The organism is Streptococcus sp. 20925_1_77 (assembly GCF_041432125.1).
GTDB lineage: Bacteria > Bacillota > Bacilli > Lactobacillales > Streptococcaceae > Streptococcus.
Genome location: NZ_JAPVZB010000005.1, coordinates 51,379 through 75,082 on the forward strand (window position 1 = coordinate 51,379; position 23,704 = coordinate 75,082).

The following is a 23,704-nucleotide window of genomic DNA, read 5'->3' on the forward strand; positions in this document are numbered from 1 at the left end:
AGAGGTAGAGAATTGCTTCTCCACCTCCTTCATACACTTGAGATCGAATCTTAAAAGACTGGTTGGTCCATTCCTTCTGAAGATTCTTCGATCACTTTCTTCACATTGTCTTTGTGATAGGCTTTGATGATTTCTTTGATAGCTTTTGCTTTATCAGATTTTTCCCAATCTTTCTTAGCAGCGATCAAATTGTACCATTGTTTTGAGTTGTTGTCTTTCTTTTCAACATAGATAGCTTTTTTGAAATCAACGCCTGCTTCACGAACGAAGGTATTGTTGATGACTGCAGCATCTACTGATGGAAGAGCAGATGGTGTTTGTGAAGCATCCAATTCAGAAATCTTCAAATCTTTTGAATTTTCTTTGATGTTTGACACGTTTGCCAATTGTCCATCTTTGGTATCCAATTTAATCAAACCTGCTGATTGCAAGACATACAAGGCACGGCTTTCATTTGTTGGGTCATTTGGTACAGCGATTGTTCCACCTTTAGGAATTTCTTTAATTGAAGTGTATTTGTTTTTACCGTTTTCTGTACCAGAGTAAAGACGGATTGGAGCGATGTACGTATCTGCTACTGCAACAAGGGCATTGTCGTTTTTAGAGTTCCAGTTATCAAGGAAGTTGTAGTGTTGGAAAGCATTGATATCCACGCTACCATCTTTTACAGCCACGTTTGGTTGTGAGTAGTCTGTAAATTGAGTGAATTCCAATTTGATTCCTGTTTTAGCGTCATCCAAGTTCTTTTGAACTTGATCCCAACGAGCTTTTTCAGTATCGCTCAAAGTCATGACACCTACTTTTACAGTTGTTTCACCATCTTTGCTAGATGATTTTGAAGAACCACATGCTGCAAGAGCAAATGTTGCAATAGCTGCAAGAGCTGTTAAACCAAGAATTTTTTTCAATTTCATTTTGAAGTCTCCTTTAATTATATATTATTCTTTAATATCTTTTGCTTCTGGTAGATAAACTCCACCAAAGTATTTTTTAGACAGTTTTTCAAGGGTTCCATTGTCATAGAGTTCCTTGATACGTTTGTTGACAAATTTTTGAAGGTCTTTATCCTCTTTTGCAATAATTGGATACACATAAGGTTGTTGGTCGCTTGGAAGCTCGATAACCTTCAAGTTGTCATAGCCTTGATCACGAATGATAGTATCTACTGAGATCCGTTCGAAGATCTTGTAATCTGTACGACCATCCGCTAAATTAGCCATGATGGTTTGAATGGTTCCATCTGTGTATTGCAAGTCAGTTGGATTATCTGAATGTTTTTTATTGAAATCTTCTAATTGTTTAGCAGTAGATGTTCCTTGAACAACTTCTGTTTTCTTGCCACCAATGTCATCCAACGATTTAATAGAAGAATCTTTTGGTACGACCAACACTAATGGATTGCGAGCATATGGATTTGGATAGAGGTATTTTTCTTCCCGCTCTTTTGAGTAACTAATGTTGTTGGCACCGATTTGGAAACGGTCACTATCTAAGCCAGCAAAGACGGAAGACCACTCTGTTTTGTTAAAGTTTACTTCATATTTGTCTGAGCCTTTGAAGATTTCACGCAAAACTTCGATTTCATAACCGGTTAGCTTGCCGTCTTTTTCTTCGTAAGAGAATGGTTTGGTTGTTCCAACAGTCCCAACTTCAATGGTTTTCTTACCACTGGCTGATTTACCAGATGAACATGCTACTAAAGCACTGGTTGCAAGGACTGCAACTAATCCTAAAGCAGAATACTTAATCACTTTTTTTAGATTCATAGGATCTCCTTTTTGGTTTCAGGCACATAAAACGCCATTTTAAAAGTATTTTTTTATTTTATCAGAAAAACATTCACTTGCCTAATATATATTTTTTATGGAGGTGATAGTTTTTCTTTATCACACTTATTTTTCTTTGAAATACCGCAATAAAGCTTGCGCATTTTCAACATAATAGGGAACGGATACCTGAAAGGCTGCATCATCGATGGTCATGTGATCATGATGGAGGTCTGGCGCATCCGGATCTCCATTTGAACCGATAAAGGCAAAAACTCCAGGAATTCGTTCTTGGTAAAAGGCGAAGTCTTCTCCAGCTGTAGATGGATTTGCTGGAAGCACCTCAGCCAAGTCTTGTGAAGCTTCCCAAACGACTTTGGTCAATTCCTCATCATTAAAGGTAACAGGCGGGGTCACTCCCCACTCAAAAGCCACATCCACTTCCAGGCTTTTTGCTATATGACGAATGATCGAAATGAAATGTTCCTTCAACTCTCTTTGCACACTCGGATTAAAGGAGCGAATCGTTCCTTCAAAATAGCCTGATTTTGGGAGTACATTCCAGGTTGAACCTACATCCAAGTGAGTAATAGACAAAACAGCTGTTTCAAAAGGAGAAACGGTCCGTGAAATTAATAATTGTACATTCTGAACCATGGTTGTGACGGCTGTTACCGTATCAACTCCCAAGTCTGGTCTCGCAGCATGGCTACTAACCCCTGTTACAGTGACCTTAAATTTCTCTACCCCTGCCATCATAGCTCCAGCATTCAAAGCAAGTTGTCCTGCTTTTAGCTGAGGCATATTATGAAATCCAATAATTCCTTGAACATCCTCCAACAGTCCTGTTGCTAGAACGTCAGAAGCACCTTCTGAAATTTCTTCTGCCGGTTGAAAGATCAAGCGTATTGTTCCTTCCAGCTGATCTTCTTTTTCCTTGAGAAGAGCTGCTGCTCCTAGAAGACTGGTTTGATGAAAATCGTGACCACAAGCATGCATGACACCTGGATATTGACTTTGGTAGGGAAGATTCGTTTGTTCCAAAATCGGAAGGGCGTCGATATCTGCACGTAGCGCCACCACTGGTTGGCCGGACCCAATTTCTGCAATCAGACCAGTTTTTAACCCACTCTCTAAAATACGAATCCCCAACTCTTCCAAACGTTCCCTTATAAAGGCGGTTGTCTGGTATTCTTGACCAGACAATTCAGGGTGTTGGTGGATATAGTGGCGAATCTCTGCTAACTCTTCATAAGAAAAAGACACAAGCCTTCATCTCCTTTCAAACTTAAAATTATTCTATCACTAATAGGTGTTTCCGTCTAATTCCTGTTTCTTGGGTTTTGATATAGTTTCAAACTATAGATAAAAACACTCCTAGATTCATTTCCTAGGAGTGCCAACTTCAGCCTTAAGAAAGATTTCCCTCGAATTTTTCCATAAAGCTATCACTATTATAGGCTTTTTCCACTTCCCACTTGCCATCTTTCTTAACAAAGGTCAACTGGTAGTCGTACCGATCCGGCGTCGTTAAGGGACGATCTGCAAGAGAAGCCATCATTTCCTCTCTATAGGCTTTGTTTTGAGCCTGATTCGCTTCGATGATCCCTGGGTAGTCTTTACGATGTTCTTGATAGAAGGTCTGCATGTGGTTTAAAATCGTCTTTTCCATGCTGACAGTCTCAGGATTTAAACTAATGACCACCTTGTCCGGGAGATATTGTTTCACCTTATAGGTTAATTTAGCACGCTTTGCATTTTCCTTTTCATAAGCATCAATAAACTGGGTCACTTCTTCTTCTGGAAATTGGTAATCATGCAATTGACGGGTAAAATCAGCCGCAAATTTCGCACGGAAATCACTGGCTTCCTTTTTCAAATCAGTTCCCAAAACAAAAGCATTATCCTTTTTGACCTTTCGTTGGCCACTAAAGTAAACTTGATTGATGTATTCATCAGCTAGAAGGGTGGAAGCTTCCACCTTGTCCTCATAATGAGAAGAATCCACCACAAATTTTAGAGGCTTCGTTTTTTTATCAGAGCTATAGGTTTTTCGTTCATACTGCACTTCGTATTTTTTGCCTTTTTCGACTGGAAAGACTATATAGCCGGTTAATTTTTTATCTTGGGCCAACTGATCACTCTTGAGCAATTGGAAGGCTTCCGTTTGGTCATAAATTCCTGACTGCAATTTGACCTTGTTATTCTCCGCATCGTAGATGGTGATATCTGAATCTGACACGTTGATAGATTCTTTGGAAACATTCTTAAATTCTAATTGAAGGGCCAAATAAGTGCCGTCTTCTGAGTCATTGAGGACAGGCGGTTTGATGTATTGCCCTCCTTTTAGGCTCAGCTCTACTTGACCGTCAGATGCTGAGCTTTTCGCTGCTTTTTCCGTCTTTGATTGTTGCGAATTTGTCTTTTGAGCAGTGGTGCCACAAGCTACTAGACTCAAAGTCGCCACAGCAAATAGGGTCCATTTAAAAATCTTTTTCATCCTTATCTCCTTAAAAAAGTTTTGTTCTATTTTAACATCTTTTTCTATCTATGTATACGCTATATAGTGATAACTCTTCCCTATCATAAAAAGGCTAAGACCTTCGTCTCAACCTTTTAACTAGAATATGTTTGGTCTTGATTTTACAAGATGCCTTTTTCTTTTTGAATCATGAAATCCTTGAGGGAAATCAAGAGAACTGCAAGGAGGATCATGGCCATCCCAATCACATCAACCATAAAAAAATGCTCCTTCATAATGACAAAGGCAAAGAAAACTGCCGAAACAGGCTCAAAGGACGCCAGCAAGCTTCCTTTAACGGCTCCTACCAAAGAGGTTCCTTTCAGAAAGGCTGTATAGGCAAAAATCGTCCCAATCACCACCAAGCCAAAAAGGGCCATCCAGGTATCGAGTCTGTAGTTTCCAGAAGAAGAAAGAAGACCACTAAAAGGGAGCATTAGGATTCCTGGAATAGTCATCCCAACTCCAATCACCAGCATACTTCCCCATTTTTGAATTAAGTTCAGAGGTAGAATGATGTAAAGGGCATAGGCAAATGCTGACACCACTCCCCAAGCCAAACCTTTGGGATTGATGGCCAATTGATTGAGTTGACCATGGGTTGCTATTAAGAATGTGCCACCAATCGCTAGAAGCATCGAAAACACTTCTGCTAGTGTAGGGGCCACCTTATCCATGATACAGGTATAGGCTAAAATTCCCACTGGACAGAGATACTGTAACACCGTAGCAGTCCCAGCATTGGTTTCAGCAATCGCCTCTAAATAGGTCAACTGAGTCAATAACAATCCTAAAAAGGCAAAAATAAGAAGGGGAAGGTAGGAAGATTTATCTTTGGCAAAGGCCAAAAACTTCTCCTTATCTGCAACGTAGGAAAGAAGAATAAGGACAATTCCAGAAAAAAGCAAACGGAGATTTGTTAACTCAATAGCCGAAAATCCATGAACCATTAAATATTGCCCGCTAACTCCGGATAGTCCCCAAGCGATCCCGGCGATCAAGGTCATGAGTGTTCCTTTCATCGTCTTTGACATAGTCCCCTCCTAAATCTGTTCCTTACTTTTATTGTATCATAAAAGGCCGAAACGAAACGTTTCAGCCTCATATATTTCATATAAATTTATTCGCTTATTCAGGTTGAACCAAAATCTTGATTTGAGATTTATCTTGTGTTAATTCAATAAATCCTTCTTCAACGATATTTTCCAATTTAATTTTCTTGGTAACCAATTTTTCAGCAGAGAAGTAGCCTTGTTCCATCAATTCCAATACTTTAGGGAAAATATGACGGTAGGCAATAATTCCTTTGAGAGATTTTTCTTGGATAGCGAATTCATTTGGATTGATGCTAGCTTCACGTTCCCAGATAGATACGACCATACATTCCCCAGCTTTATGAACAGCTGCAAGGGCTTGACCTAAAACAACTGGAACTCCAGTCACTTCATAAGAAACATCTGCTCCACCACCTGTCAAGCGATGGATGGCTTCGACGATTGTTTCTCCTTCTTCTGGGCGAACAACGATTGCTCCCAATTCTTCCGCTTTCGCTTGGCGTTCAGGAGATAATTCAACCGCATAGATTTTTGATGCTCCTGCTGCACGAAGGGCTTCAACAATCAAAAGACCGATTGGACCCAAGCCAAAGATAACGGCTGTATCCCCAGTTTTCAATGCAGATTGACGAACGGCATAAACAGCCACAGCTGCAGGTTCTGTAAGCGCAGCTTGTTCATAGCTCAAGCCATCTGGAATCACATGGACAATGTCACCGTCAAGGACACAATATTTGGCAAAACCACCATCTGCAGCGAGGCCGACAAAGTTCAAGTTTGGATCAAGGTTATAGTCACCGATTAGGTTATGTTTTGCCAAAATTGGTTCAATCGTCACGCGATCCCCAACTTTGACACGAGTCACATCACTTCCGACTTCTACAATTTCACCAGAGAATTCATGTCCCAAAGTAACCGGTGCTTTTTGACCAGAATACACATGTTCTTCAGTTGGGATGAAGATCGGTCCATCCAAATATTCATGCAAGTCCGTCCCACAGATCCCTGTGAACTTAACTGCCACTTTTACTTGATGTGGTTGTACTTCAGGTACTTCCACTTCTTCGATACGAACGTCTTTTGCTGCATGCCAGCGAGCTGCTTTCATAGTAGCCATATGATGATCTCCTTGTTTTCACCTTTTTTGTTTTCTTTTCAGGAAACTTTATATTTAAAATTGTAAACGTTTTCCTTTTGTTTGTCAAGGAAAAACTGAAGATGAAAAAGAGCAGCCCTTTGACTGCTCCTTCTTATTTCTTCTTGATCCGAGAAGATTCCAATCTCCACCCAACAATCCAACCAAGGACAAGGAGATAATTTTCAAGCGCACCAATCCCATTGACCGGCAGATGATAGTGAAAATAACTGAAAAGATGATTGGTCCCAATTCCAAACCCACCAATGATCAAGGCCACTAGTACCGTCCGAAGATAAAACCAATCGTATTTGAGATTGACGGCAATCAAGATCACAAGGACTGCCATATTCCAAATCCCAATCTCCCGTTGCCAACCGACAGAAATACCATATCCCGAATGACTTCCCATATAGGATGGAAAGAATAGTTGGAAGATAATCGCTCCAGACATAGCGATAATGACTAGGATAAATAAAACTCTTAAAAATTTGTTCATGTGACTCCTCCTAATGATAGTTGATATGTAATGGTCTTTCCTATTCTAACACAATTTTATGGATAGTAAAAACCAACCTCTCGGCTGGTTCTTTTTCTATCAATCTTCTTTCAACTTCGCCAATTCTTGAGCAAGTAACTTGAGGGCTACTTGTGGGTTAGCTTGGCCTTTGGTTGCTTTCATGAGGAAGCCTGTGAAGGCCTTGTCCGCATTCCGTTTCCCTGACTTGAAGTCGGCTACGGCTGCTTCATTGTCTGCGAAGACTTGGTGGATGATTGGAATCAAGACTTCAGGGTCTGAAATCTGTACCAATCCGGCTTTTTCGACGTATTCACGCGCACCGCCACCGTTTTTCGCCAAATGAACGAAGACTTTCTTGGCAATCTTAGAAGAGATGGTTCCATCTTCGATGATGGCAATCATTTCTACTAAGTTTTCTGGTGTTAATTGGATTTCTTCCAGTGTTTTGCCTTCTGCATTCATGAATTGCGCCACTTCACCTTGGAGCCAGTTAGACACTTGCTTGGCATCTCCACCAAGGGCTACGGCTGCTTCAAAGAAGTCAGAAGTGACTTTCGTCGCTGTCAATTGGCTGGCATCATAGTCAGACAAGCCAAGCTCTGCCACATAGCGAGCACGGCGGTCTTTTGGAAACTCTGGCAACTCCGTGCGCATTTCCTCAATCCACTCATCTGAGATTTCAAACAAAGGAAGGTCTGGTTCTGGGAAGTAACGGTAATCCGCTGCTCCTTCTTTGACACGCATAAGAATCGTGCTCTTGTTGGCTTCATCATAACGGCGTGTTTCTTGACGAATGACACCACCTGAACGCAAGATTTTCGCTTGGCGCTCAACTTCGTATTCAAGACCTTTACGGACGTTGGAGAAGGAGTTCAAGTTTTTCAACTCCGTCTTGGTACCAAATTCCTCTTGACCGTATGGACGAAGGGAAATATTGGCATCGACCCGCATCGATCCTTCTTCCATCTTGACGTCAGAAATACCTGTGTACTGGATGACTTCTTTGAGGGCTGTCAAATAAGCATAGGCTTCTTCTGGAGAACGCATATCTGCTTCAGATACAATCTCGATCAATGGCACCCCTTGACGGTTGAGGTCTACATAAGAGAAGCCATCTGTTCCGTGCGTGTTCTTACCAGCATCTTCTTCCAAGTGGGCCCGTTCAATACCGATTTTCTTCGTTGAGCCGTCTTCCAATTGCACTTCAATCCAACCGTTGTAACCGATTGGCTCATCAAATTGTGAGATTTGGTAGGCTTTTGGATTATCAGGATAGAAATAGTTCTTACGGTCAAAGTGCATGTGCTGGTGGATATCCATATTCAAGGCCAAAGCAGCCTTGATACCAGCATCCACAACACCCTTGTTCAAGACAGGAAGCACCCCTGGGAAAGACCAGTCAATCACATTGGTATTGGCATTTTGCTCGTTCCCAAAGTGAGCAGAGGTTGGTGAGAAAATTTTTGAGTTTGTATTCAATTCAACGTGGACTTCAAGTCCGATGACTGTTTCAAAGTTCATTAATTGTCACCTCCGAAAATAAGGGGTTGTTGCTTATGGTAATCCGTCGTTGCTTCAAAGGCAGCTGCAGCTTGGTAGATGGTTTCTTCAGAATACTTAGGACCGATCAACTGCAACCCAACCGGAAGACCTTGAGCAAAACCTGCAGGAATCGAAATCCCTGGAAGACCTGCCAAGTTGACTGGAATGGTCAAGAGGTCCGCCAAGTACATAGCAACCGGATCATGGTTAAGCGAATCCAAATCAAAGGCCACGCTTGGAGCTGTAGGACCAAGGATGAGGTCGTAATCCGCAAAGACTTTTTCGAAGTCTTGGATAATGAGGGTACGAACTTGTCCGGCTTTCTTGTAGTAAGCATCGTAGTAACCAGATGACAAACTGAAGGTTCCCAGCATGATCCGACGTTTGACTTCATCACCAAAGCCTTGGCTACGAGTGTTCACGTAGATATCATCCAAGTTCTTAGCATCTTCCGCACGGAAACCATAACGAATCCCGTCAAAACGTTGCAAGTTTGAAGAAGCTTCAGATGAAGCGATGATGTAGTAGACAGCAACCCCGTATTTAGAATGAGGCAGACTGACTTCTTCGACAGTTGCTCCCAATTTTTCAAAGTGCTTAGCTGCATTGAGAATCGTTTCTTTGACTTCTGGGTCAATCCCTTCCCCAAGGTATTCTTTCGGAAGGGCAATCTTCATCCCTTTGATGTCTTGACCAATCTTAGAAGTAAAGTCTGCTACACGAACAGGTGCAGAAGTTGAATCTTTGGCATCTTCACTGGCAATGACATTGAGCAATTGCGCATTTTCCTTAACGGTTGGAGCAAACGGTCCAATTTGGTCGAGTGAGCTACCAAAGGCAATGAGACCGAAACGAGAAACTGTTCCATAGGTTGGCTTGAGTCCAACAATCCCATTGAAGGCAGCAGGCTGGCGGATGGAGCCACCAGTATCTGAACCAAGAGACAAACGGACTTGTCCTGAAGCGACAGAAGCTGCCGAACCACTTGAAGATCCACCAGGCACCTTGCTGTGGTCCCAAGCATTCTTGGTTGGTCCATAGTAAGAAGTCTCACCAGATCCACCCATGGCAAACTCGTCCATGTTGGTCTTACCAACGACAATCATACCTTTAGCTTTGGCGTTAGCAACCGCTGTCGCATCAAAGATAGGCTCGTAGTTGTAAAGCATTTTTGAAGCTGCAGTTGTCAAGATGCCATCTGTTGAGATATTGTCTTTGACGGCGAGTGGAATCCCTGATAAGAGATTATCTGCATCGATGCCTTTTTCATCAATGGCCTTGGCTTGTGCAAGGGCTGCTTCTTCAGCCACCGTCACAAAGGCATTGACTGCTTCTTCACGCGCCTTGATATCGTCAAGTGTCGCTTGAGTCAATTCGGTTGCTGAAATTTCCTTAGAGACAAGGAGGTCGTGCAACTCTTCAATGGTTTTATGGTTGAATGACATTAGGCATCTCCTCCATCTTCTAGGATAGCTGGCACCTTGATGTAGTAATTTTCTTTTTCAGGTACATTTTTAAACAAACGGTCGCGGTCAGTGCCTTTTTCAGCGACATCCGGACGCAATACGGTCTTACGATCCGCCATGGTTGTTGTTGGGGCCACATCGGTTGTGTCCACTTCTTCCAACAATTCCACCATGTCGACAATCTTCGACAAGGTTGTCGCAAACTCAGCTGTCTCTTCTGGAGAGAATTTCAATTTTGAAAGATTGGCAACGTGGGTTACCTCTTCTTGCGTAATTTTCATCTTGCTTCCTTTCGTGAATTGATGATTTTTCAATACCCTCTATTTTACCATAATTTAGCTCAATTTGCTTGCCTTAGAAAAAATCTGTAGGACTTTTTTGTCGCTACAGATTCTTCATTTTATATTGCTTTTTCGCCTAATTGTCCCATCTCTATTAGAGTTTCTTTCCAGACTTCCTGGACATGAGATGCGAGGTAGCAAGAAGCCAAGTCATAAGAAGCCTGATGAAATAGTGCAAGGTCTCTTTCAAAGAGATGGACCAGCTTGTCTGCCAACTCTTTCACCAATTGTTCTTCGGGCACTGTCTCGCTATAAGGTACCAAAAAGCCATTTTCACCCTCTTTTATAAAAGTTGGATTGCCATAACGAGCATCAAAGCCGAGCAAGGCTAACCCTGCTCCAGCCGCCTCCATCAAGGTCAATCCAAAGGTCTCCCACTGAGAAGTGGTGAGGTAGGCTTGGTAGCAAGGATAAATCTGCTTAAGATCCGCATGACCACGTAGATGAATAAAGTCTTGCGCTTCAAGCTCCTGAATCAGGTGTCGCAAGTTGTCCGCTTCGCCACCTTTCCCATAAATATCAAGCTGAAGGGCTGGGAGTCGTTTCTGTGCTTGAGCCACTACTCGAATAGCCAAATCGATGCGTTTTCTTGGATCCAAACGGGAAGCTGTGAGCACACTAAAGGGAGGTCTATCTCCTTGTGATCCCGTCAATTCTTCTAGATGCCCCACTGGAATGCTATAGATTGGAATTCCTTGGCATCCTTGTTTAGCAAGTGTCTGCTCCAAGACTTCTTTTTGAAGATCCGTTGCCGTGATGAAATAATCGAAGCGTTTGGCATACTTGAACACATAATAATATTCATAATTGAGATGGCCATTTTCAAATTCATGCTCCGAATGAAACACCATGGCGAGCTTTGAAGGAGCAGCTTTCTCCAACAAAGGACGGGCAAAATCCATGCGCGAAGCCCGGTCAAGCAGAATCAGATCTTCTTCTTTTAGCGACAGCTGCGACAAAAAACGTCTCATCACTTCTGTATGGTTGGTCAAAATCTCAGACCCCAGTTTATAGAGCCAGCTTCCACCGAACCTCGATTCTTCAAAAGCGATAGTCCCATCTTGATGGTGATAGGTCCGTCTGACAACACTACCATACTGAAAATACTCTGTGACAAGTTTACAAGCTCCATAATACTCTCGCTTGATCCTATTTCCAGCCAAAAGATAGTCTACATAGCGGACACAGTTTGGATGATAGGGATCCAGATGAAAGGTCAGGGCGTTTCCATCCGCAAATTGGTAGCGAATGGCTCTTTCCATTTTTTCAACAACATCCAGACGTGTCAGTTGAAACTCCATTTGCAAGGCCCCAACCGTCTTTTGAGGGACCGTAGTCTGTTGATCCGTAAAAGCTAAATGGGCAAAAAGCAGTTCCTCATCCCGGTGACCCAATGAGAGGTAATAGGCTAATTTTTCTGGTGTGGGCCAAGTGGTAAAGACAAACTTCGCTGCCACTCCTAGTCTCCGGAGCATCTTTGCCCGAGAGGCTTGTGCAACATCAACCCCATTAGGTTCGAATCCCACTAATAGATTAAAGGTATAAATGGTCATGCGGTTCCTCCCTCTAATCGCTTAAACAGCTCTTCCAAAGCTTCTTTTTCAGGCAATTTCAAGATTCGTGCCTGCTCTCTTACCAATTCTTTGTGGGTCTCTGGCTGCTGGAGCAAGGTATCTAGTTGCTGTTTCATTTCTTCGACTGTATCTGTGATTGTGCTCAAGTTTTTATAGGCTTCCTGATGAACCGTGCTCTTCAAACCAAATAAGACTTGCCCATTTTCAAGAGCATGAAGACTACTACTCCACACTTCTTCTCCCTGGTTGCAATCCAGATAAATAGAGCAGCTGGATAACAAGTCCTCATATTTGTCCAGCGAAATCCCTGGATAGAGGCGCACATTGGAGCGAGTCGCTAAGTCTGTTAATTTCGGCCCCATAGCCGTCAAAGCAGCAATGTGAAAGGTGACTTGTGGGAATTGATGGACCAGGCTAGATAGGCCTTCGACCTCTTGAGAAGCCGTCATAACCATGGCTTCTGGTTGAAAACTTTCCTGCTCCACATCTACCAGCCCTGACAAGACTGTGATTCCGTCTATTTTCTCACTCAACAGACCATCTTCTACCAACAAAATCTGACTGACTTGTTCTTTGATCTCGTCTAGATCATGCGCGTCACTGGCACAGTAGGCGAGTCTTTCCTTTGGTTTCTCTTTCACAACATCTAGCAATGCCTTGTCCATCAAAAGAACGGCTTCATCTTCCGGCAAGACTTGTTCTAGGACAGCTCTTTGCAGCTCTTTCTTATTGGCATACAGGCGATCCCGTCCCTTAGGAGTTTGAAGTAAAAAGGTTCCTTGTGAGACAAAGTGAAGCAAGACTTCTTCTTGCTGAGGGTTCAAATAAATGTCTAAATAGGATTGACCAGCTTCCGTCAGGAGACTCCGTTTGCTTCTCCAGCCATAGCGGTTGTAGACATCAATGGATACGATCTCTTCTCCCTGACCAAACCATTCCACTCTGTCAACCGTTCGTGACAAGATATCCTCTCGCAAAACTACGTTGGCACGACGTTCCTCCCCATCAAAAAGATAGGTCGTGATCCCTAGTGTCCAACATTCCCATAATTCTGGAACTGCTAGATCATTGAAAAATAAAGGTTTTCCCACTTTTGATGCTGGGTCTTTTTGGGTAAAAAAGGTCGCAAGACTCTCTGTCTGTTGGTCCAAATCTGTTTCCAGATTGGTCACAAATACCCGGTAGGGCTGGCCAAGTTTATCCAAGTATTTTTGCAAACGATCCAGCTCTCTGGTCCGCTCTGGTGCAATAATGAACATGCTGATCCTTTCTCATCAATAAGGGGTTAGTCCATCGTTTCAATAAAACGGAGGTTGGTCACTACGCGCTCATAGGTTTCTGTCCCTTGCAAGCCTGCTTCCTCTAATTTTTCAAGGGCCCGTTTCAAGCGCGTTTTATAGATATAGCGATGCCAGGTCAAATCATAGCCCAACATCCCCAGTAGAGCCAACTTCTCCTGCTTAGCTTCCATCTCATCGACGACTCGCTTTTCTGTCCAAACCTGGGACAGAGTATCTGCACGGCCCACGCGATACCAATAAATACATTTCTCCGTATGAACTACCCGATGGGCTTTTAAGAAGAGCTTGTACATGAGGAAGTTGTCTTCGACATTTTTTCCGACTGGAAAACGAAGCCCTTCAAATAAGCTACGCTTATAGAGCTTCATCATGGCACAAGCCCAGGCCATATCTCTAGTTTCCTGAATGGCATCGTGGTCCATAATTGCTCGCCCCTCATAAAGGGTCTCTGAATAATCGTCGTCTGTTACCTTGATCAAGTATTTGCTACTACTGTCATCATAGAGGTTATAGTTGGCTACGGAAACATCCGCATCATACTTCTTCAGTTGACGATAGAGCACTTCTACATAATCCTCCGTCACCCAGTCATCTGGATCAATAAAGGTAATGTAATCACCAGTCGCTAGCTCAATCCCTGTATTTCGAGCAGCAGATAAGCCCCCATTTTCTTGGCGGACGTAGCGGATGCGCGCATCCTTCCTAAAAAATTCTTTACAGATCTCTTCTGACTGGTCAGGCGAACCATCATTGACCAGGATAATTTCCAAATGAGGGTAGGTCTGATGGATAACCGTTTCCAAACATTGTCTCAAATAAGCTTCTACATTATAGATGGGAATGATGATACTCACTACTTCATTTGTTTCCATGCTTCTTCTCATTTCTCTTTAAATAATCGCGAATCGCTGCCACCATCTCCTGCACCTGATCATCCCTAAACACCTGATTCTCACCATTCTCCACATGATTGGTTCCTTCAAAAGAAAAAATAGGGAGACCTTGTTGACTGATCGTTTGCGTGATCTGATCGACCTCATCATAGGGATTGATATCCAGATAAAAATCCAATTTTTCTAGGACTTTTCGACTGGTCAAAGGATCAAAAGAGGGATAAAGAAAGAGGTTAGGGTAGCGTTCCAATCGCAGCAAGTTAAAACCAAAATGACTATGGGCAAGAACATGAATCGCGACATCTGGCAACTCTTTTAACAACGTCTCCAACTCGTGGATATCTGCTGTATGGGTATAAATGGCAGCATGATAAGGAAATTCTCCCACTAGATCTTGATAGGTTTGCTTCAAAATCGGTTTTCGAAGCAAAATTTCCTCCCAAGAGAGGGCATAATAAAACCACCATAATTCACGAAAACGATTGAAGCGTTTGGAGGTCCATGGTTTATTATGAGAGGTGTAGTGAACGACTGCTGGGATCCCTTGGAAGGCATCATACCAGTCCAAATCACCATAGAGATATTGATCCTTATCAGACCCTACTTGTAGATTATAGGTCCAAGGTAATGGATACCAAGCATCTTTGAAATACAAATTCAAAATTCCTTGATCTCCGTAGACATGCTGATGGTGCTCGCGAGTGAGGTCAAAAAGAGCCTCTGTCACTTGGTGCTCTTGCCACCAAGCCTTATCAATCACCAAAAGTCCAGCATTAAAACCATCTGTCGTCGTCGGCTTATCTACCACTGCACCCAGTCCATAACCTTTTAGATCGACCTCAAATAAAGGCGATAAATCCTGTGTAAAGATCATATCACAATCCAGATAGAGGATTCGCTCTTCTTCCACAATCTCTGGAATAGCGTAACGGAAATAGGTTGCATAGTGAATATGGTCACTTGGAAGCGAAAAGGACTGGAATTGCTCGGGAGACATCCGACAATTGATCACTTCTGAATCCAACTGGCGCAAGCGCTGATTCATGATAGTAAACCACTCAGTTGGTAGATCTTCATTTAAGACATAAATTTTCAACTGGTCCTGATGGGCACACAGTGACTTCATAGCGGTTTCCAACTTCTCCATATAAGATAGATTGGCTGAAAACACGACAGCTTTTTTACTCATAACTTCCCCTTTTTTCTTTCATTAGAATACCATTTTCAAGTGAGGAAAACAATTTCTAAGCCCCAAAAAAGAGGCCTAGACAAGTGTCTATGACCTCTTTTACATCGGTTTCTTATTTTTGGTCTAATACAGCTAGTGTATCGTCTACCAAACTTGCCCCTAAGACATGTTTGAAGTGATTCAAAGCAAACTGGTGATTTTCAGGAGTGAGCGACGCCACTGCAGGTTCCACAACTTCGATCTGATAACCCAGATTGTAGGCATCAACCGCTGTATGAAGGACACAGATATCAGTCAAGACACCCGTCAAAATAACGGTATCCACATGACGTTCACGAAGGCGGATATCTAGATCCGTCCCTGAAAAAGCAGAATAATGACGTTTGTCCATCCAAAAGACGCGCGGATCCGCTTTGTGGTCCCGATAAAAGTCTGCCAAAGGGCCGTACAAATCACGTCCACTAGTCCCAATGATATTATGGGGTGGGAAGAGCTTGCTTTCAGGATGAAAAGGATCGTCTACATCATGCGCATCAATGGCAAAAAAGACATAGGCTCCTTGGTCAAAGGCCAATTGGGTCACCTGAGCAATGCTCTCAGAAATAGCTTGGGCGGGAGCCCCTGCCGTTAGCTTACCTTCATCCGCTACAAAATCAACAGTGTAGTCAATCGAAATTAATGCTTTAGCCATTAGTAGTCTCTTTTCTTAATTTCTTCAAAAATATCTGGTATCAACACTTTGAGATAAGTTCCCTTCATTCCGAGTGAACGACTTTCAATAATACCAGCAGATTCCAATTTCCGAAGTGCATTGACAATCACAGAACGAGTAATACCAATACGATCTGCGATGATAGAAGCGGTCAACTGACCTTCATTGCCTTTCAATTCACTAAGGATGGCAGATACGGCACGCAATTCGGAGTAAGACAAGGTATTGACAGCCATATTCACCGCTGTGCGACGACGAATATTCTTCTCGTCCTCCTCGCGTTGGTAGTTCAACATTTGAATCCCTACCACAGTACTAGCAATCTCAACCAAGATCAAATCATCATCCGCAAACTGTTTATCATTGCGCCAAATGATTAAGGAACCCAACCGAATCCCAGAAACATGAATAGGCGCAATGGTGGTCAAGCCATCAGGAAATTCAGACTTGGTTTCAACCGGAAAGATACTCAAATCATGGTCCACATCTAAATTAGCTTCTGTATCGTAGACCAAACTAGCCGCCTTGGCATAATCTTCTGGTAATTTTTTATTTTGAAAGAAAGCTTCTACCCGGTCATTGTTGGTCTTGTAACGCATGAAATAACCAAGAAGAGTTCCCTTACTGTTAATGATACAGGCATTACAGTGAATAATATCCGCCAATTGCTGGGCAATATCATTGTAAGGCATCTCAGCCTGCAACTGTTCATCTGTCCGTTTCAAGATAGATGTAATTTTACGTGTCTTTTCTAATAAGTTTGCCATAATAAACCTCGCATATTGTCAGCTAAAGTATATCATATAAGTGTGGGAATTTCAATCAAATTATCTGAAAATTATTTATTTTTTCTACAATTATGCACAATTCAGAAAAATGGCGATGAGATAACATGGATTTTATAAAATGAAACAAAAAAAGATTGAAGACCTTCATCTTCAATCCTTTAGCTAATTAGCGTTTGTATTGTTTCAAGAAACGAGTCATTTTTTCTTGAATTTGAGCCAATTCATCCACACGTGGGAGGTAAACGATCCGGAAGTGATCTGGGTCCTTCCAGTTAAAACCACGGCCATGAACCAAAAGAATCTTTTCTTGCTTCAAGAATTCTAAAACAAATTGTTCATCGTCATCCACGCGGTACATATCCCGATCAATCTTAGGGAAGATATACAATCCAGCCTTTGGCTTAACAGCTGAGAGGCCCGGAATCTCATTGATGGCTTTGTAAATAAAGTTCCGTTGTTCGTAGATTCGACCACCTGGAAGCAAGAGTTCATCCACAGATTGGTAACCTCCAAGAGAGGTTTGCACAACATGTTGAGATAAAACATTTGAGCAAAGACGCATATTGGACAACATGTTCAAGCCTTCGATATAGCCCTTCACATGATGCTTCGGACCAGACAGAACCATCCAACCAACACGGAAACCTGCAATCCGGTGAGATTTTGACAAGCCATTCATACTCACACAGAAAAGATCCGGCGCTAAGCTTGCAATAGCCGTGTGTTTTTCGCCATCCATGACCAAGCGATCGTAGATTTCATCCGCAAAGATGATCAAGTTATTTTGGCGAGCGATCTCCACAATCTCAAGTAGGATCTCATCCGGATAGAGGGCACCTGTTGGGTTATTCGGGTTGATGACAACGATAGCCTTGGTGTTTGAGGTGATTTTCGACTTGATATCCTCAATATCTGGATACCAGTTTGCTTCTTCATCACAAAGATAGTGAACCGCATTCCCACCAGCTAGGCTGACAGCTGCTGTCCAAAGAGGATAGTCCGGCATAGGAACCAAGACTTCATCGCCATTGTCGAGCAGTCCTTGCATGGACATGACGATCAGCTCACTCACTCCATTTCCAAGGTAAATATCATCAATATCCACATTTGGAATTTTTTTCAACTGGCAGTACTGCATGATGGCCTTGCGGGCTGAAAAGATCCCTTTTGAATCCGAATAGCCTTCACTATCACGCGCATTCATGATCAAATCATGGATAACTTCATCTGGAGCTGTAAAGCCAAATTCAGCAGGATTCCCTGTATTCAAACGAAGAATTTTTTCTCCATTTGCTCGCATGCGCATGGCTTCTTCCAAGACTGGACCACGAATATCGTAAGCGACATGTTCGAGTTTGCTTGATTTATTATATTCCTTCATATTCTGCCTCGATTCACGAAATTATCTCTATTATACCACTAGTTCAAATAGAGTACAAATTGAGGACTTTATAAATTCTGCAAAAATATACCAGAAAAGTGAGACTTTACCTTTACATTCTAGCTTAAAAGGAATAAAATATAAGTGTATAAAGAATAGAAGAACTTCTGTTCTATCCATGTTTTCAAGCTATAAGGAGGTAGGGTTATGTCTCAAAAATACGAAAACATCATGGTCGCCGTCGACGGTTCCCATGAAGCAGAATTAGCCTTTGAAAAAGGGGTTAATGTTTCTCTTCGCAACGGCTCTAAATTGACTATTGTCCACGTCATCGATACCCGTGCCCTTCAAAGTGTCTCAACCTTTGATGCTGAAGTCTACGAAGAATTGCAAAAAGAAGCCAATGAATTGCTCAAAGGCTACAAGGAACGTGCTGAAAAAGTCGGGGTTCAAAATATTGCGACTGTTGTAGAAATGGGAAATCCAAAAGTCCTCTTGGCCAATGATATCCCAAGTAAAGAAGGGGTTGACCTCATAATGGTCGGGGCTACTGGACTCAATGCATTCGAACGCTTAATGGTCGGATCCTCCTCAGAATACATCCTTCGCCACGCCAAAGTAGACTTACTAGTGGTGCGCGATAAGGATAAAACCATGTAAGAAAGAAAAAGAGGCTGGGACAAAAGTCCTAGCCTCTCAATTGTCTTTGGATTGTCGAGCAAGACGCAGTGGTTGAGTGGGCTCTACTACGCTGATTTCATCAGCTTTTACAGCCCTACTCAACTGTGCGGAGGTGGGACGACGAAATCGAATTCTAACGAATTACCGATTTCTGTCCCACTCTCTTTTTTAGTTGTCTTTTTTTGCTTCTTTTTGTTTCGCGTGTTTTTCGTAGGCCTTGAGCTGGCGATCGAGTTCTTTTTGGATAGCTGGTTCTGGGGCATATTTTTCTTCCCAATCATCTGGCTTCAAAATCTTGTGAGTCACTGGATCAAAGTGCGCTCTTCCATCTGGGAAAATCTTACCCATATTTGCCCGATGAACAATCTCAAAGACCTCTTCTGGATCCACTCCCATTAGAACAAAGCTACCATAAGTCAGATAGAGGGTATCGATCAAGGCATCAACCTGTCCCACCATGGAAATCTCAGCCGGATGCTTGCTACGCACCTTATCTGCAGCCTTATCCAAAGTTTCGTGAAGGGCCGCTACCGAGCGATCGAATTCTTCCTCACTTGAGCTAGCTGCTCGAACAAATTCCACCAGTTCCTCTTGCTTGAACATGGTCCGATAAAGGGCATCTTGAGGTTGCCAGACCACTGGTTTCTCCTGGGTTTCCCCATCCATTACACCATGGAAGGTTTTGACCTTATTGAAGTGATCATCCTTAGAAAGAAAGAGTTCTTTCTCTGAGAGAATACCAAAGTGTTGCAGGGCTTTTTGAATGCCATCCTTGCCATTACTAGTCGTGGTATGCTTGGCAATCGCTTTGACACTAGTCGTCCCATTCCCCATCGCAATGGACAAGCCAACTCCCGAAAGCATTTCTAAATCATTATCCGAATCCCCAAAAGCCATCACTTCATCGATGTCAAAGCCAAATTCCTGACCAACGATGCGGATCCCTTCTAGCTTAGAAATGCCTGGGTTGAGGACGTCTGCTGCAAAGGGGCTGGAACGTGTAAATTTCAGATGCGGAAACTCTTTTTCAATTTTTGCAGTCTCTTCCGGACTCGATAAGATCAGTACTTGGTAGATTGGTTCCTGCGCTAGTGCATAGAGGGTGTCCTGATCTTGTGGGACGACCTTGCTGACCACTTTGTTAAATCCTCGACTGACTGTTCGGGCCATTTTGCGAGGCACAAAGCGACTGGACCAGGTTGAAATAGGACTCATCCCAAAACTCATGATCCGAGAACCAAATACTCCATCCTTTGTACCAAGAGCAATTTCCTTACGGTGTTCTCGAGCATAGTCGATCAGCTGGTGCAGGCTCTTTTTGTCGATTGGGCTGGTAAACAGTACGCGGTCCTTGGTCAAAATATATTGACCATTATAGGTTACTGCAAAGTCAAAGCCATAGCGTTCCATAAAGGGTTTGACAAAGGCAGGTCCCCGCCCTGTCGCAAGGCCTACATAGATTCCTTCTTCCTTCAAAGATTGAATAGCTTTTTCTGTTGATTTTAAGACCGCTCGACTATCATTGACCAGGGTCCCATCGATATCAAAAAAGACTGCTTTTATTTCCATGTCTACTGTTTCTTTCTTTTTATGATAAAATAAATTATATCACATATTCCAAGGAGCTTCACATGTTTAAAAAAATTTTAGCACTTCATACAGGAGGGACCATTTCCATGGCTGCAGATGACTCTGGGGCAGTAATTACTAATGAAATCAATCCCATGACCCAAGTTATTTCTCCAATTGAAGGAATTGAAGTCACCTCTGAGGATATCTTCAATCTACCAAGTCCACAAATGACACCGCATCACATGTTAGCTCTATATCAAAGAATCAAAGAGGCAGCCAGCCACTTCGATGGGATCGTCATTACACACGGAACCGATACACTGGAAGAAACAGCTTATTTCTTGGATACCATGGAGTTACCTGAAATCTCCGTGGTGATTACTGGAGCCATGAGAAGTTCCAACGAACTTGGAAGTGACGGTGTCTATAATTTCTTAACAGCCCTCCGAGTGGCAGCCGATCCAAAAGCACGCGATAAGGGTGTCTTAGTCGTAATGAACGACGAAATTCATGCAGCTAAGTACGTCACCAAAACCCACACCACCAATGTCAGTACCTTTCAGACACCAACCCACGGTCCTCTGGGGTTGGTCATGAAAAAGGAAATCCTCTTCTTTAAAACAGCTGAGCCACGAGTGCGCTTTGATCTCGATAAAATTGAAGGTTTCGTTCCCATTATCGCTACTTATGCTGGTATGAAAACTGATCTGCTAGATCTACTGGATCACTCAAAAATTGATGGCCTCATTATTGAAGCCTTTGGAGCAGGAAACATCCCTAAAGAGACTGCCCATAAACTCCAAGAATTCATAGATGCCGGACTTCCAATCGCTTTAGTATCCCGCTGCTTCAACGGGATCGCAGAACCAGTTTACGCGTATGAAGGCGGTGGCGTCCAACTCCATCAAGCCGGTGTCTTTTTCATCAAAGAATTAAATGCCCCCAAAGCTCGCATCAAACTTCTCATCGCCCTCAATGCCGGCCTAAAAGGACAAGAACTCAAAGAATATATCGAAGGGTAGCATAAGATACAAAGGGCGTAGCGGATACAGTCAAAATAGGGAATTCGACGCAGAATCATTAGATTCTAGGAGGATTCATCTTTTTGACACAATCCGCAGCCCGTGTTCATTTACTAAGATACAAAGCCCGTAAAATGCCATCTTAAAAGTGAGTAGAGTGGAAACCAAAGAATTCCACTCTACTCACTTTTTATGATCTAATCTAAATGTTCTTGCTTCTCCAGATAAAGAGAGAGCAAATGCCAGTCTGGGTGTTCTCGCCAATTTGGCGTAGTTACGATCTGGCTAGCAACTTTCCTTGCTTCTTCAAGAATGGGATAATCTTCAACTAGATCGGCTACTTGAAATTCTGGAATCCCCGATTGACGGGTGCCAAAGATTTCACCTGAACCCCGCATTTTCAAATCTTCTTCAGCAAGGACAAATCCGTTTGTCGTCTCTGTCATGATTTTCATGCGCTGTTTGCCACTATCTGTTTTAGGATTGGCCACTAGAATAGCATAGGATTGCTTATTTCCCCGACCAACCCGGCCTCGAAGCTGATGCAGTTGACTAAGGCCAAACCGATCTGCATCCATGATGACCATGACAGTCGCATTGGGCACATTGACTCCTACTTCAATAACGGTTGTGGATACCAAAACATCGACTTGGTGCTCTTTAAAGGCCTGCATGATGGTCTCTTTTTCTTCACTTTTCATCTTCCCGTGAAGAAGAGAAACACGCGCCCGCTGACCAAAGAAGGCTTCTAACTCCTCCTGGAGGGCAAGGGCATTTTTCAGATCTAGTGCTTCTGACTCCTCAATCAAGGGAGAGATAAAGTAGGCTTGAGAACCTTTTGCGAGCTCTTTTACCAACCAGTCGAGGACCACTTCTAACTGCTCATGCTTGACCCAACGCGTGATGATTTCCTTGCGTCCCGCAGGCATCTGATCAATGATGGACACATCCATATCTCCAAAAGCCGTGATGGCCAAGGTCCGGGGAATGGGGGTTGCCGTCATCATCAGAACGTCTGGATTTTGTCCCTTTTCTCGAAGAATACGACGTTGGGAAACCCCAAAACGGTGTTGCTCATCAATAATGACCAAGCCTAGATCTTGGTAGTGAACTCCCTCTTGAATCAAGGCATGTGTCCCCACAATCAGTTGAGCTGTTCCTGAGGCGATCTCCTCTAAGACTTCTCGTTTCTCAGCTGCCTTTAATCCTCCCGTTAGAAGAGCAATTGGCAAATCCGGAAAAAGATTTTGCAAGCTTTCCTTGTGTTGCTCTGCCAAAATCTCCGTTGGAACCATCAAGGCTGCTTGCTTACCAGCGCTTAGAGCTGCATACATGGCAAGACCAGCCACGACTGTCTTCCCGCTTCCCACATCCCCTTGAAGCAAGCGGTTCATATGATAAGGAGAAGCCATATCTATCAAGATTTCATTCAAGCTGTTTTCTTGAGCTTGCGTTAGCTCAAAAGGAAGCTGTTTTTTTCGTTCTGCTAATTTTTCTGGATCCCAGGCCAGGGAAATTCCTTGGCTGGCTTCGTGATTTTCTTCTTTTAGCACTTGGAGCTGTAGCTGGAAAAAGAGGAGTTCTTCAAATTTCACCCGGCGAAGGGCTTGCTTGTACTCTGCTAGATCCTTAGGAAAATGCATAGCCTGCACTGCTTGAGAGCGTGACAAGAGTTGATAACGCTCCCGCAAAACTTGGGGCAAATTCTCTTCTAAAAGCTGATCCAAGCCCTGATCGAATGCTATTTTGATCAATTTCACCAGGCTGTTTTGGCTGACTCCTTGCGTCACCCGATAGACTGGCTGCAAATCATCTTCCACTTGAGCCAGGAGCTTCATTCCTGTCAAACTGCCTTTTGCCTTGTCCCATTTCCCAAAAATCGCTACCGTCTGCTGGACTTCGATTTTATCAGCCAAATAGGGTTGATTGAAAAAATTAACCGCAATCACTTGGTCTCCCTGTTTGATCGAAAAACGCAAGCGATTTCGTTTGTAATCATAATATTGGACATTGGCTGGTGTTGCTACCACCCCAGAGATGACTGCTTTTTCCCCATCTTCTAACTCTAAAACATTGCGGGTTTTGAAGTCTTCATACCGAAAGGGGAAATACAAGAGTAGATCTTCTAAGGTTTCAATCCCTAATTTTTTAAATTTTTCCGCCGATTTTGGACCGACGCCAGGCAGTACGGATAAGGGTTGGTGTAAATTCATTGTTCCTCCTTTCTTTTATAAAAAAGCAGGTC

21 protein-coding genes are annotated in these 23,704 nt (G+C 43.0%); 2 read left to right on the plus strand and 19 right to left on the minus strand.

What is annotated here, in order from left to right:
- Positions 1-50 precede the first annotated feature (50 nt).
- From O3626_RS04365 to O3626_RS04445, 17 genes are all read right to left on the minus strand, one after another.
- On the minus strand, positions 51-914 hold the full coding sequence (locus O3626_RS04365; protein ID WP_371495511.1) for a MetQ/NlpA family ABC transporter substrate-binding protein: 864 nt from the start codon (positions 912-914) through the stop codon (positions 51-53).
- A gap of 24 nt (positions 915-938) precedes the next feature.
- Positions 939-1,766 carry an amino acid ABC transporter substrate-binding protein gene (locus O3626_RS04370; RefSeq protein ID WP_118095487.1) on the minus strand — a complete coding sequence of 276 codons (828 nt, stop codon included), beginning with the start codon at positions 1,764-1,766 and terminating at the stop codon, positions 939-941.
- Between the two features lie 126 nt (positions 1,767-1,892).
- Positions 1,893-3,032 carry an amidohydrolase gene (locus tag O3626_RS04375; protein WP_371495513.1) on the minus strand — a complete coding sequence of 380 codons (1,140 nt, stop codon included), beginning with the start codon at positions 3,030-3,032 and terminating at the stop codon, positions 1,893-1,895.
- Between the two features lie 145 nt (positions 3,033-3,177).
- Entirely contained in the window at positions 3,178-4,266 is a 1,089-nt protein-coding gene (locus tag O3626_RS04380) for a DUF4352 domain-containing protein (protein WP_371495515.1), read from the minus strand.
- A 143-nt stretch (positions 4,267-4,409) separates the two neighbouring features.
- Positions 4,410-5,321, minus strand: a complete 912-nt coding sequence (locus tag O3626_RS04385; RefSeq protein WP_003013343.1) for a DMT family transporter — start codon at positions 5,319-5,321, stop codon at positions 4,410-4,412.
- Between the two features lie 94 nt (positions 5,322-5,415).
- Positions 5,416-6,459 carry a 2,3-butanediol dehydrogenase gene (locus O3626_RS04390; RefSeq protein ID WP_070449886.1) on the minus strand — a complete coding sequence of 348 codons (1,044 nt, stop codon included), beginning with the start codon at positions 6,457-6,459 and terminating at the stop codon, positions 5,416-5,418.
- A 133-nt stretch (positions 6,460-6,592) separates the two neighbouring features.
- Positions 6,593-6,976 (minus strand): hypothetical protein, encoded by a 384-nt coding sequence (locus tag O3626_RS04395; protein WP_070505222.1) that lies wholly within the window; start codon positions 6,974-6,976, stop codon positions 6,593-6,595.
- A 99-nt stretch (positions 6,977-7,075) separates the two neighbouring features.
- Positions 7,076-8,518 (minus strand): Asp-tRNA(Asn)/Glu-tRNA(Gln) amidotransferase subunit GatB, encoded by a 1,443-nt coding sequence (gatB, locus tag O3626_RS04400; RefSeq protein ID WP_003013267.1) that lies wholly within the window; start codon positions 8,516-8,518, stop codon positions 7,076-7,078.
- Entirely contained in the window at positions 8,518-9,984 is a 1,467-nt protein-coding gene (gene gatA / locus O3626_RS04405) for an Asp-tRNA(Asn)/Glu-tRNA(Gln) amidotransferase subunit GatA (protein ID WP_195487501.1), read from the minus strand. Before gatA ends, gatB begins: the two co-directional genes overlap by 1 nt.
- Positions 9,984-10,286: an Asp-tRNA(Asn)/Glu-tRNA(Gln) amidotransferase subunit GatC gene (gene gatC / locus O3626_RS04410; protein WP_298821145.1), complete on the minus strand. Its 303-nt coding sequence runs from the start codon at positions 10,284-10,286 to the stop codon at positions 9,984-9,986. The genes gatA and gatC overlap by 1 nt, the downstream gene beginning before the upstream one ends.
- A gap of 119 nt (positions 10,287-10,405) precedes the next feature.
- Complete coding sequence (locus tag O3626_RS04415) at positions 10,406-11,899, minus strand: glycosyltransferase (RefSeq protein WP_371495519.1); 1,494 nt, start codon at positions 11,897-11,899, stop codon at positions 10,406-10,408.
- Positions 11,896-13,179, minus strand: coding sequence for an accessory Sec system glycosyltransferase GtfB (locus O3626_RS04420; protein ID WP_371495521.1), 1,284 nt, complete (start codon positions 13,177-13,179; stop codon positions 11,896-11,898). Before O3626_RS04420 ends, O3626_RS04415 begins: the two co-directional genes overlap by 4 nt.
- A gap of 26 nt (positions 13,180-13,205) precedes the next feature.
- Entirely contained in the window at positions 13,206-14,093 is an 888-nt protein-coding gene (locus O3626_RS04425) for a glycosyltransferase family 2 protein (protein ID WP_349977328.1), read from the minus strand.
- Positions 14,080-15,303 carry a glycosyltransferase gene (locus O3626_RS04430; protein WP_371495523.1) on the minus strand — a complete coding sequence of 408 codons (1,224 nt, stop codon included), beginning with the start codon at positions 15,301-15,303 and terminating at the stop codon, positions 14,080-14,082. Before O3626_RS04430 ends, O3626_RS04425 begins: the two co-directional genes overlap by 14 nt.
- A 112-nt stretch (positions 15,304-15,415) precedes the next feature.
- Positions 15,416-15,994 carry a cysteine hydrolase family protein gene (locus tag O3626_RS04435; protein WP_371495525.1) on the minus strand — a complete coding sequence of 193 codons (579 nt, stop codon included), beginning with the start codon at positions 15,992-15,994 and terminating at the stop codon, positions 15,416-15,418.
- Positions 15,994-16,782: a GTP-sensing pleiotropic transcriptional regulator CodY gene (gene codY / locus O3626_RS04440; RefSeq protein WP_003005668.1), complete on the minus strand. Its 789-nt coding sequence runs from the start codon at positions 16,780-16,782 to the stop codon at positions 15,994-15,996. Before codY ends, O3626_RS04435 begins: the two co-directional genes overlap by 1 nt.
- Before the next feature lie 187 nt (positions 16,783-16,969).
- The gene (locus O3626_RS04445; protein WP_003008537.1) at positions 16,970-18,184 is read right to left on the minus strand and encodes a pyridoxal phosphate-dependent aminotransferase; all 1,215 of its coding nucleotides are present in this window, start codon (positions 18,182-18,184) and stop codon (positions 16,970-16,972) included.
- Positions 18,185-18,391: 207 nt separating this feature from the next.
- On the opposite strand from O3626_RS04445, the gene O3626_RS04450 reads away from it, so the two are divergent.
- Positions 18,392-18,844: a universal stress protein gene (locus O3626_RS04450; protein WP_371495527.1), complete on the plus strand. Its 453-nt coding sequence runs from the start codon at positions 18,392-18,394 to the stop codon at positions 18,842-18,844.
- Between the two features lie 189 nt (positions 18,845-19,033).
- Here the strand turns inward: O3626_RS04450 and O3626_RS04455 are convergent, their stop codons facing one another.
- Positions 19,034-20,434 carry a Cof-type HAD-IIB family hydrolase gene (locus O3626_RS04455; RefSeq protein ID WP_371495529.1) on the minus strand — a complete coding sequence of 467 codons (1,401 nt, stop codon included), beginning with the start codon at positions 20,432-20,434 and terminating at the stop codon, positions 19,034-19,036.
- A 62-nt stretch (positions 20,435-20,496) separates the two neighbouring features.
- Between O3626_RS04455 and O3626_RS04460 the strand changes: the two genes are divergently transcribed.
- On the plus strand, positions 20,497-21,459 hold the full coding sequence (locus O3626_RS04460) for an asparaginase (RefSeq protein WP_371495531.1): 963 nt from the start codon (positions 20,497-20,499) through the stop codon (positions 21,457-21,459).
- Between the two features lie 197 nt (positions 21,460-21,656).
- Here the strand turns inward: O3626_RS04460 and recG are convergent, their stop codons facing one another.
- Positions 21,657-23,672, minus strand: a complete 2,016-nt coding sequence (recG, locus tag O3626_RS04465) for an ATP-dependent DNA helicase RecG (RefSeq protein WP_371495533.1) — start codon at positions 23,670-23,672, stop codon at positions 21,657-21,659.
- Positions 23,673-23,704: the final 32 nt, after the last annotated feature.

Excerpts from the sequence above, each read along its gene's own strand:
- gatB (WP_003013267.1), bottom strand. The coding sequence starts at position 8,518 with ATGAACTTTGAAACAGTCATCGGACTTGAAGTCCACGTTGAATTGAAT.
- O3626_RS04425 (WP_349977328.1), bottom strand. The coding sequence starts at position 14,093 with ATGGAAACAAATGAAGTAGTGAGTATCATCATTCCCATCTATAATGTA.
- O3626_RS04385 (WP_003013343.1), bottom strand. The coding sequence starts at position 5,321 with ATGTCAAAGACGATGAAAGGAACACTCATGACCTTGATCGCCGGGATC.
- O3626_RS04395 (WP_070505222.1), bottom strand. The coding sequence starts at position 6,976 with ATGAACAAATTTTTAAGAGTTTTATTTATCCTAGTCATTATCGCTATG.
- O3626_RS04390 (WP_070449886.1), bottom strand. The coding sequence starts at position 6,459 with ATGGCTACTATGAAAGCAGCTCGCTGGCATGCAGCAAAAGACGTTCGT.
- O3626_RS04445 (WP_003008537.1), bottom strand. The coding sequence starts at position 18,184 with ATGAAGGAATATAATAAATCAAGCAAACTCGAACATGTCGCTTACGAT.
- O3626_RS04420 (WP_371495521.1), bottom strand. The coding sequence starts at position 13,179 with ATGTTCATTATTGCACCAGAGCGGACCAGAGAGCTGGATCGTTTGCAA.
- O3626_RS04455 (WP_371495529.1), bottom strand. The coding sequence starts at position 20,434 with ATGGAAATAAAAGCAGTCTTTTTTGATATCGATGGGACCCTGGTCAAT.
- O3626_RS04460 (WP_371495531.1), top strand. The coding sequence starts at position 20,497 with ATGTTTAAAAAAATTTTAGCACTTCATACAGGAGGGACCATTTCCATG.
- O3626_RS04380 (WP_371495515.1), bottom strand. The coding sequence starts at position 4,266 with ATGAAAAAGATTTTTAAATGGACCCTATTTGCTGTGGCGACTTTGAGT.
- O3626_RS04365 (WP_371495511.1), bottom strand. The coding sequence starts at position 914 with ATGAAATTGAAAAAAATTCTTGGTTTAACAGCTCTTGCAGCTATTGCA.
- codY (WP_003005668.1), bottom strand. The coding sequence starts at position 16,782 with ATGGCAAACTTATTAGAAAAGACACGTAAAATTACATCTATCTTGAAA.
- O3626_RS04450 (WP_371495527.1), top strand. The coding sequence starts at position 18,392 with ATGTCTCAAAAATACGAAAACATCATGGTCGCCGTCGACGGTTCCCAT.
- gatC (WP_298821145.1), bottom strand. The coding sequence starts at position 10,286 with ATGAAAATTACGCAAGAAGAGGTAACCCACGTTGCCAATCTTTCAAAA.
- O3626_RS04430 (WP_371495523.1), bottom strand. The coding sequence starts at position 15,303 with ATGAGTAAAAAAGCTGTCGTGTTTTCAGCCAATCTATCTTATATGGAG.
- O3626_RS04370 (WP_118095487.1), bottom strand. The coding sequence starts at position 1,766 with ATGAATCTAAAAAAAGTGATTAAGTATTCTGCTTTAGGATTAGTTGCA.
- O3626_RS04415 (WP_371495519.1), bottom strand. The coding sequence starts at position 11,899 with ATGACCATTTATACCTTTAATCTATTAGTGGGATTCGAACCTAATGGG.
- recG (WP_371495533.1), bottom strand. The coding sequence starts at position 23,672 with ATGAATTTACACCAACCCTTATCCGTACTGCCTGGCGTCGGTCCAAAA.
- O3626_RS04435 (WP_371495525.1), bottom strand. The coding sequence starts at position 15,994 with ATGGCTAAAGCATTAATTTCGATTGACTACACTGTTGATTTTGTAGCG.
- gatA (WP_195487501.1), bottom strand. The coding sequence starts at position 9,984 with ATGTCATTCAACCATAAAACCATTGAAGAGTTGCACGACCTCCTTGTC.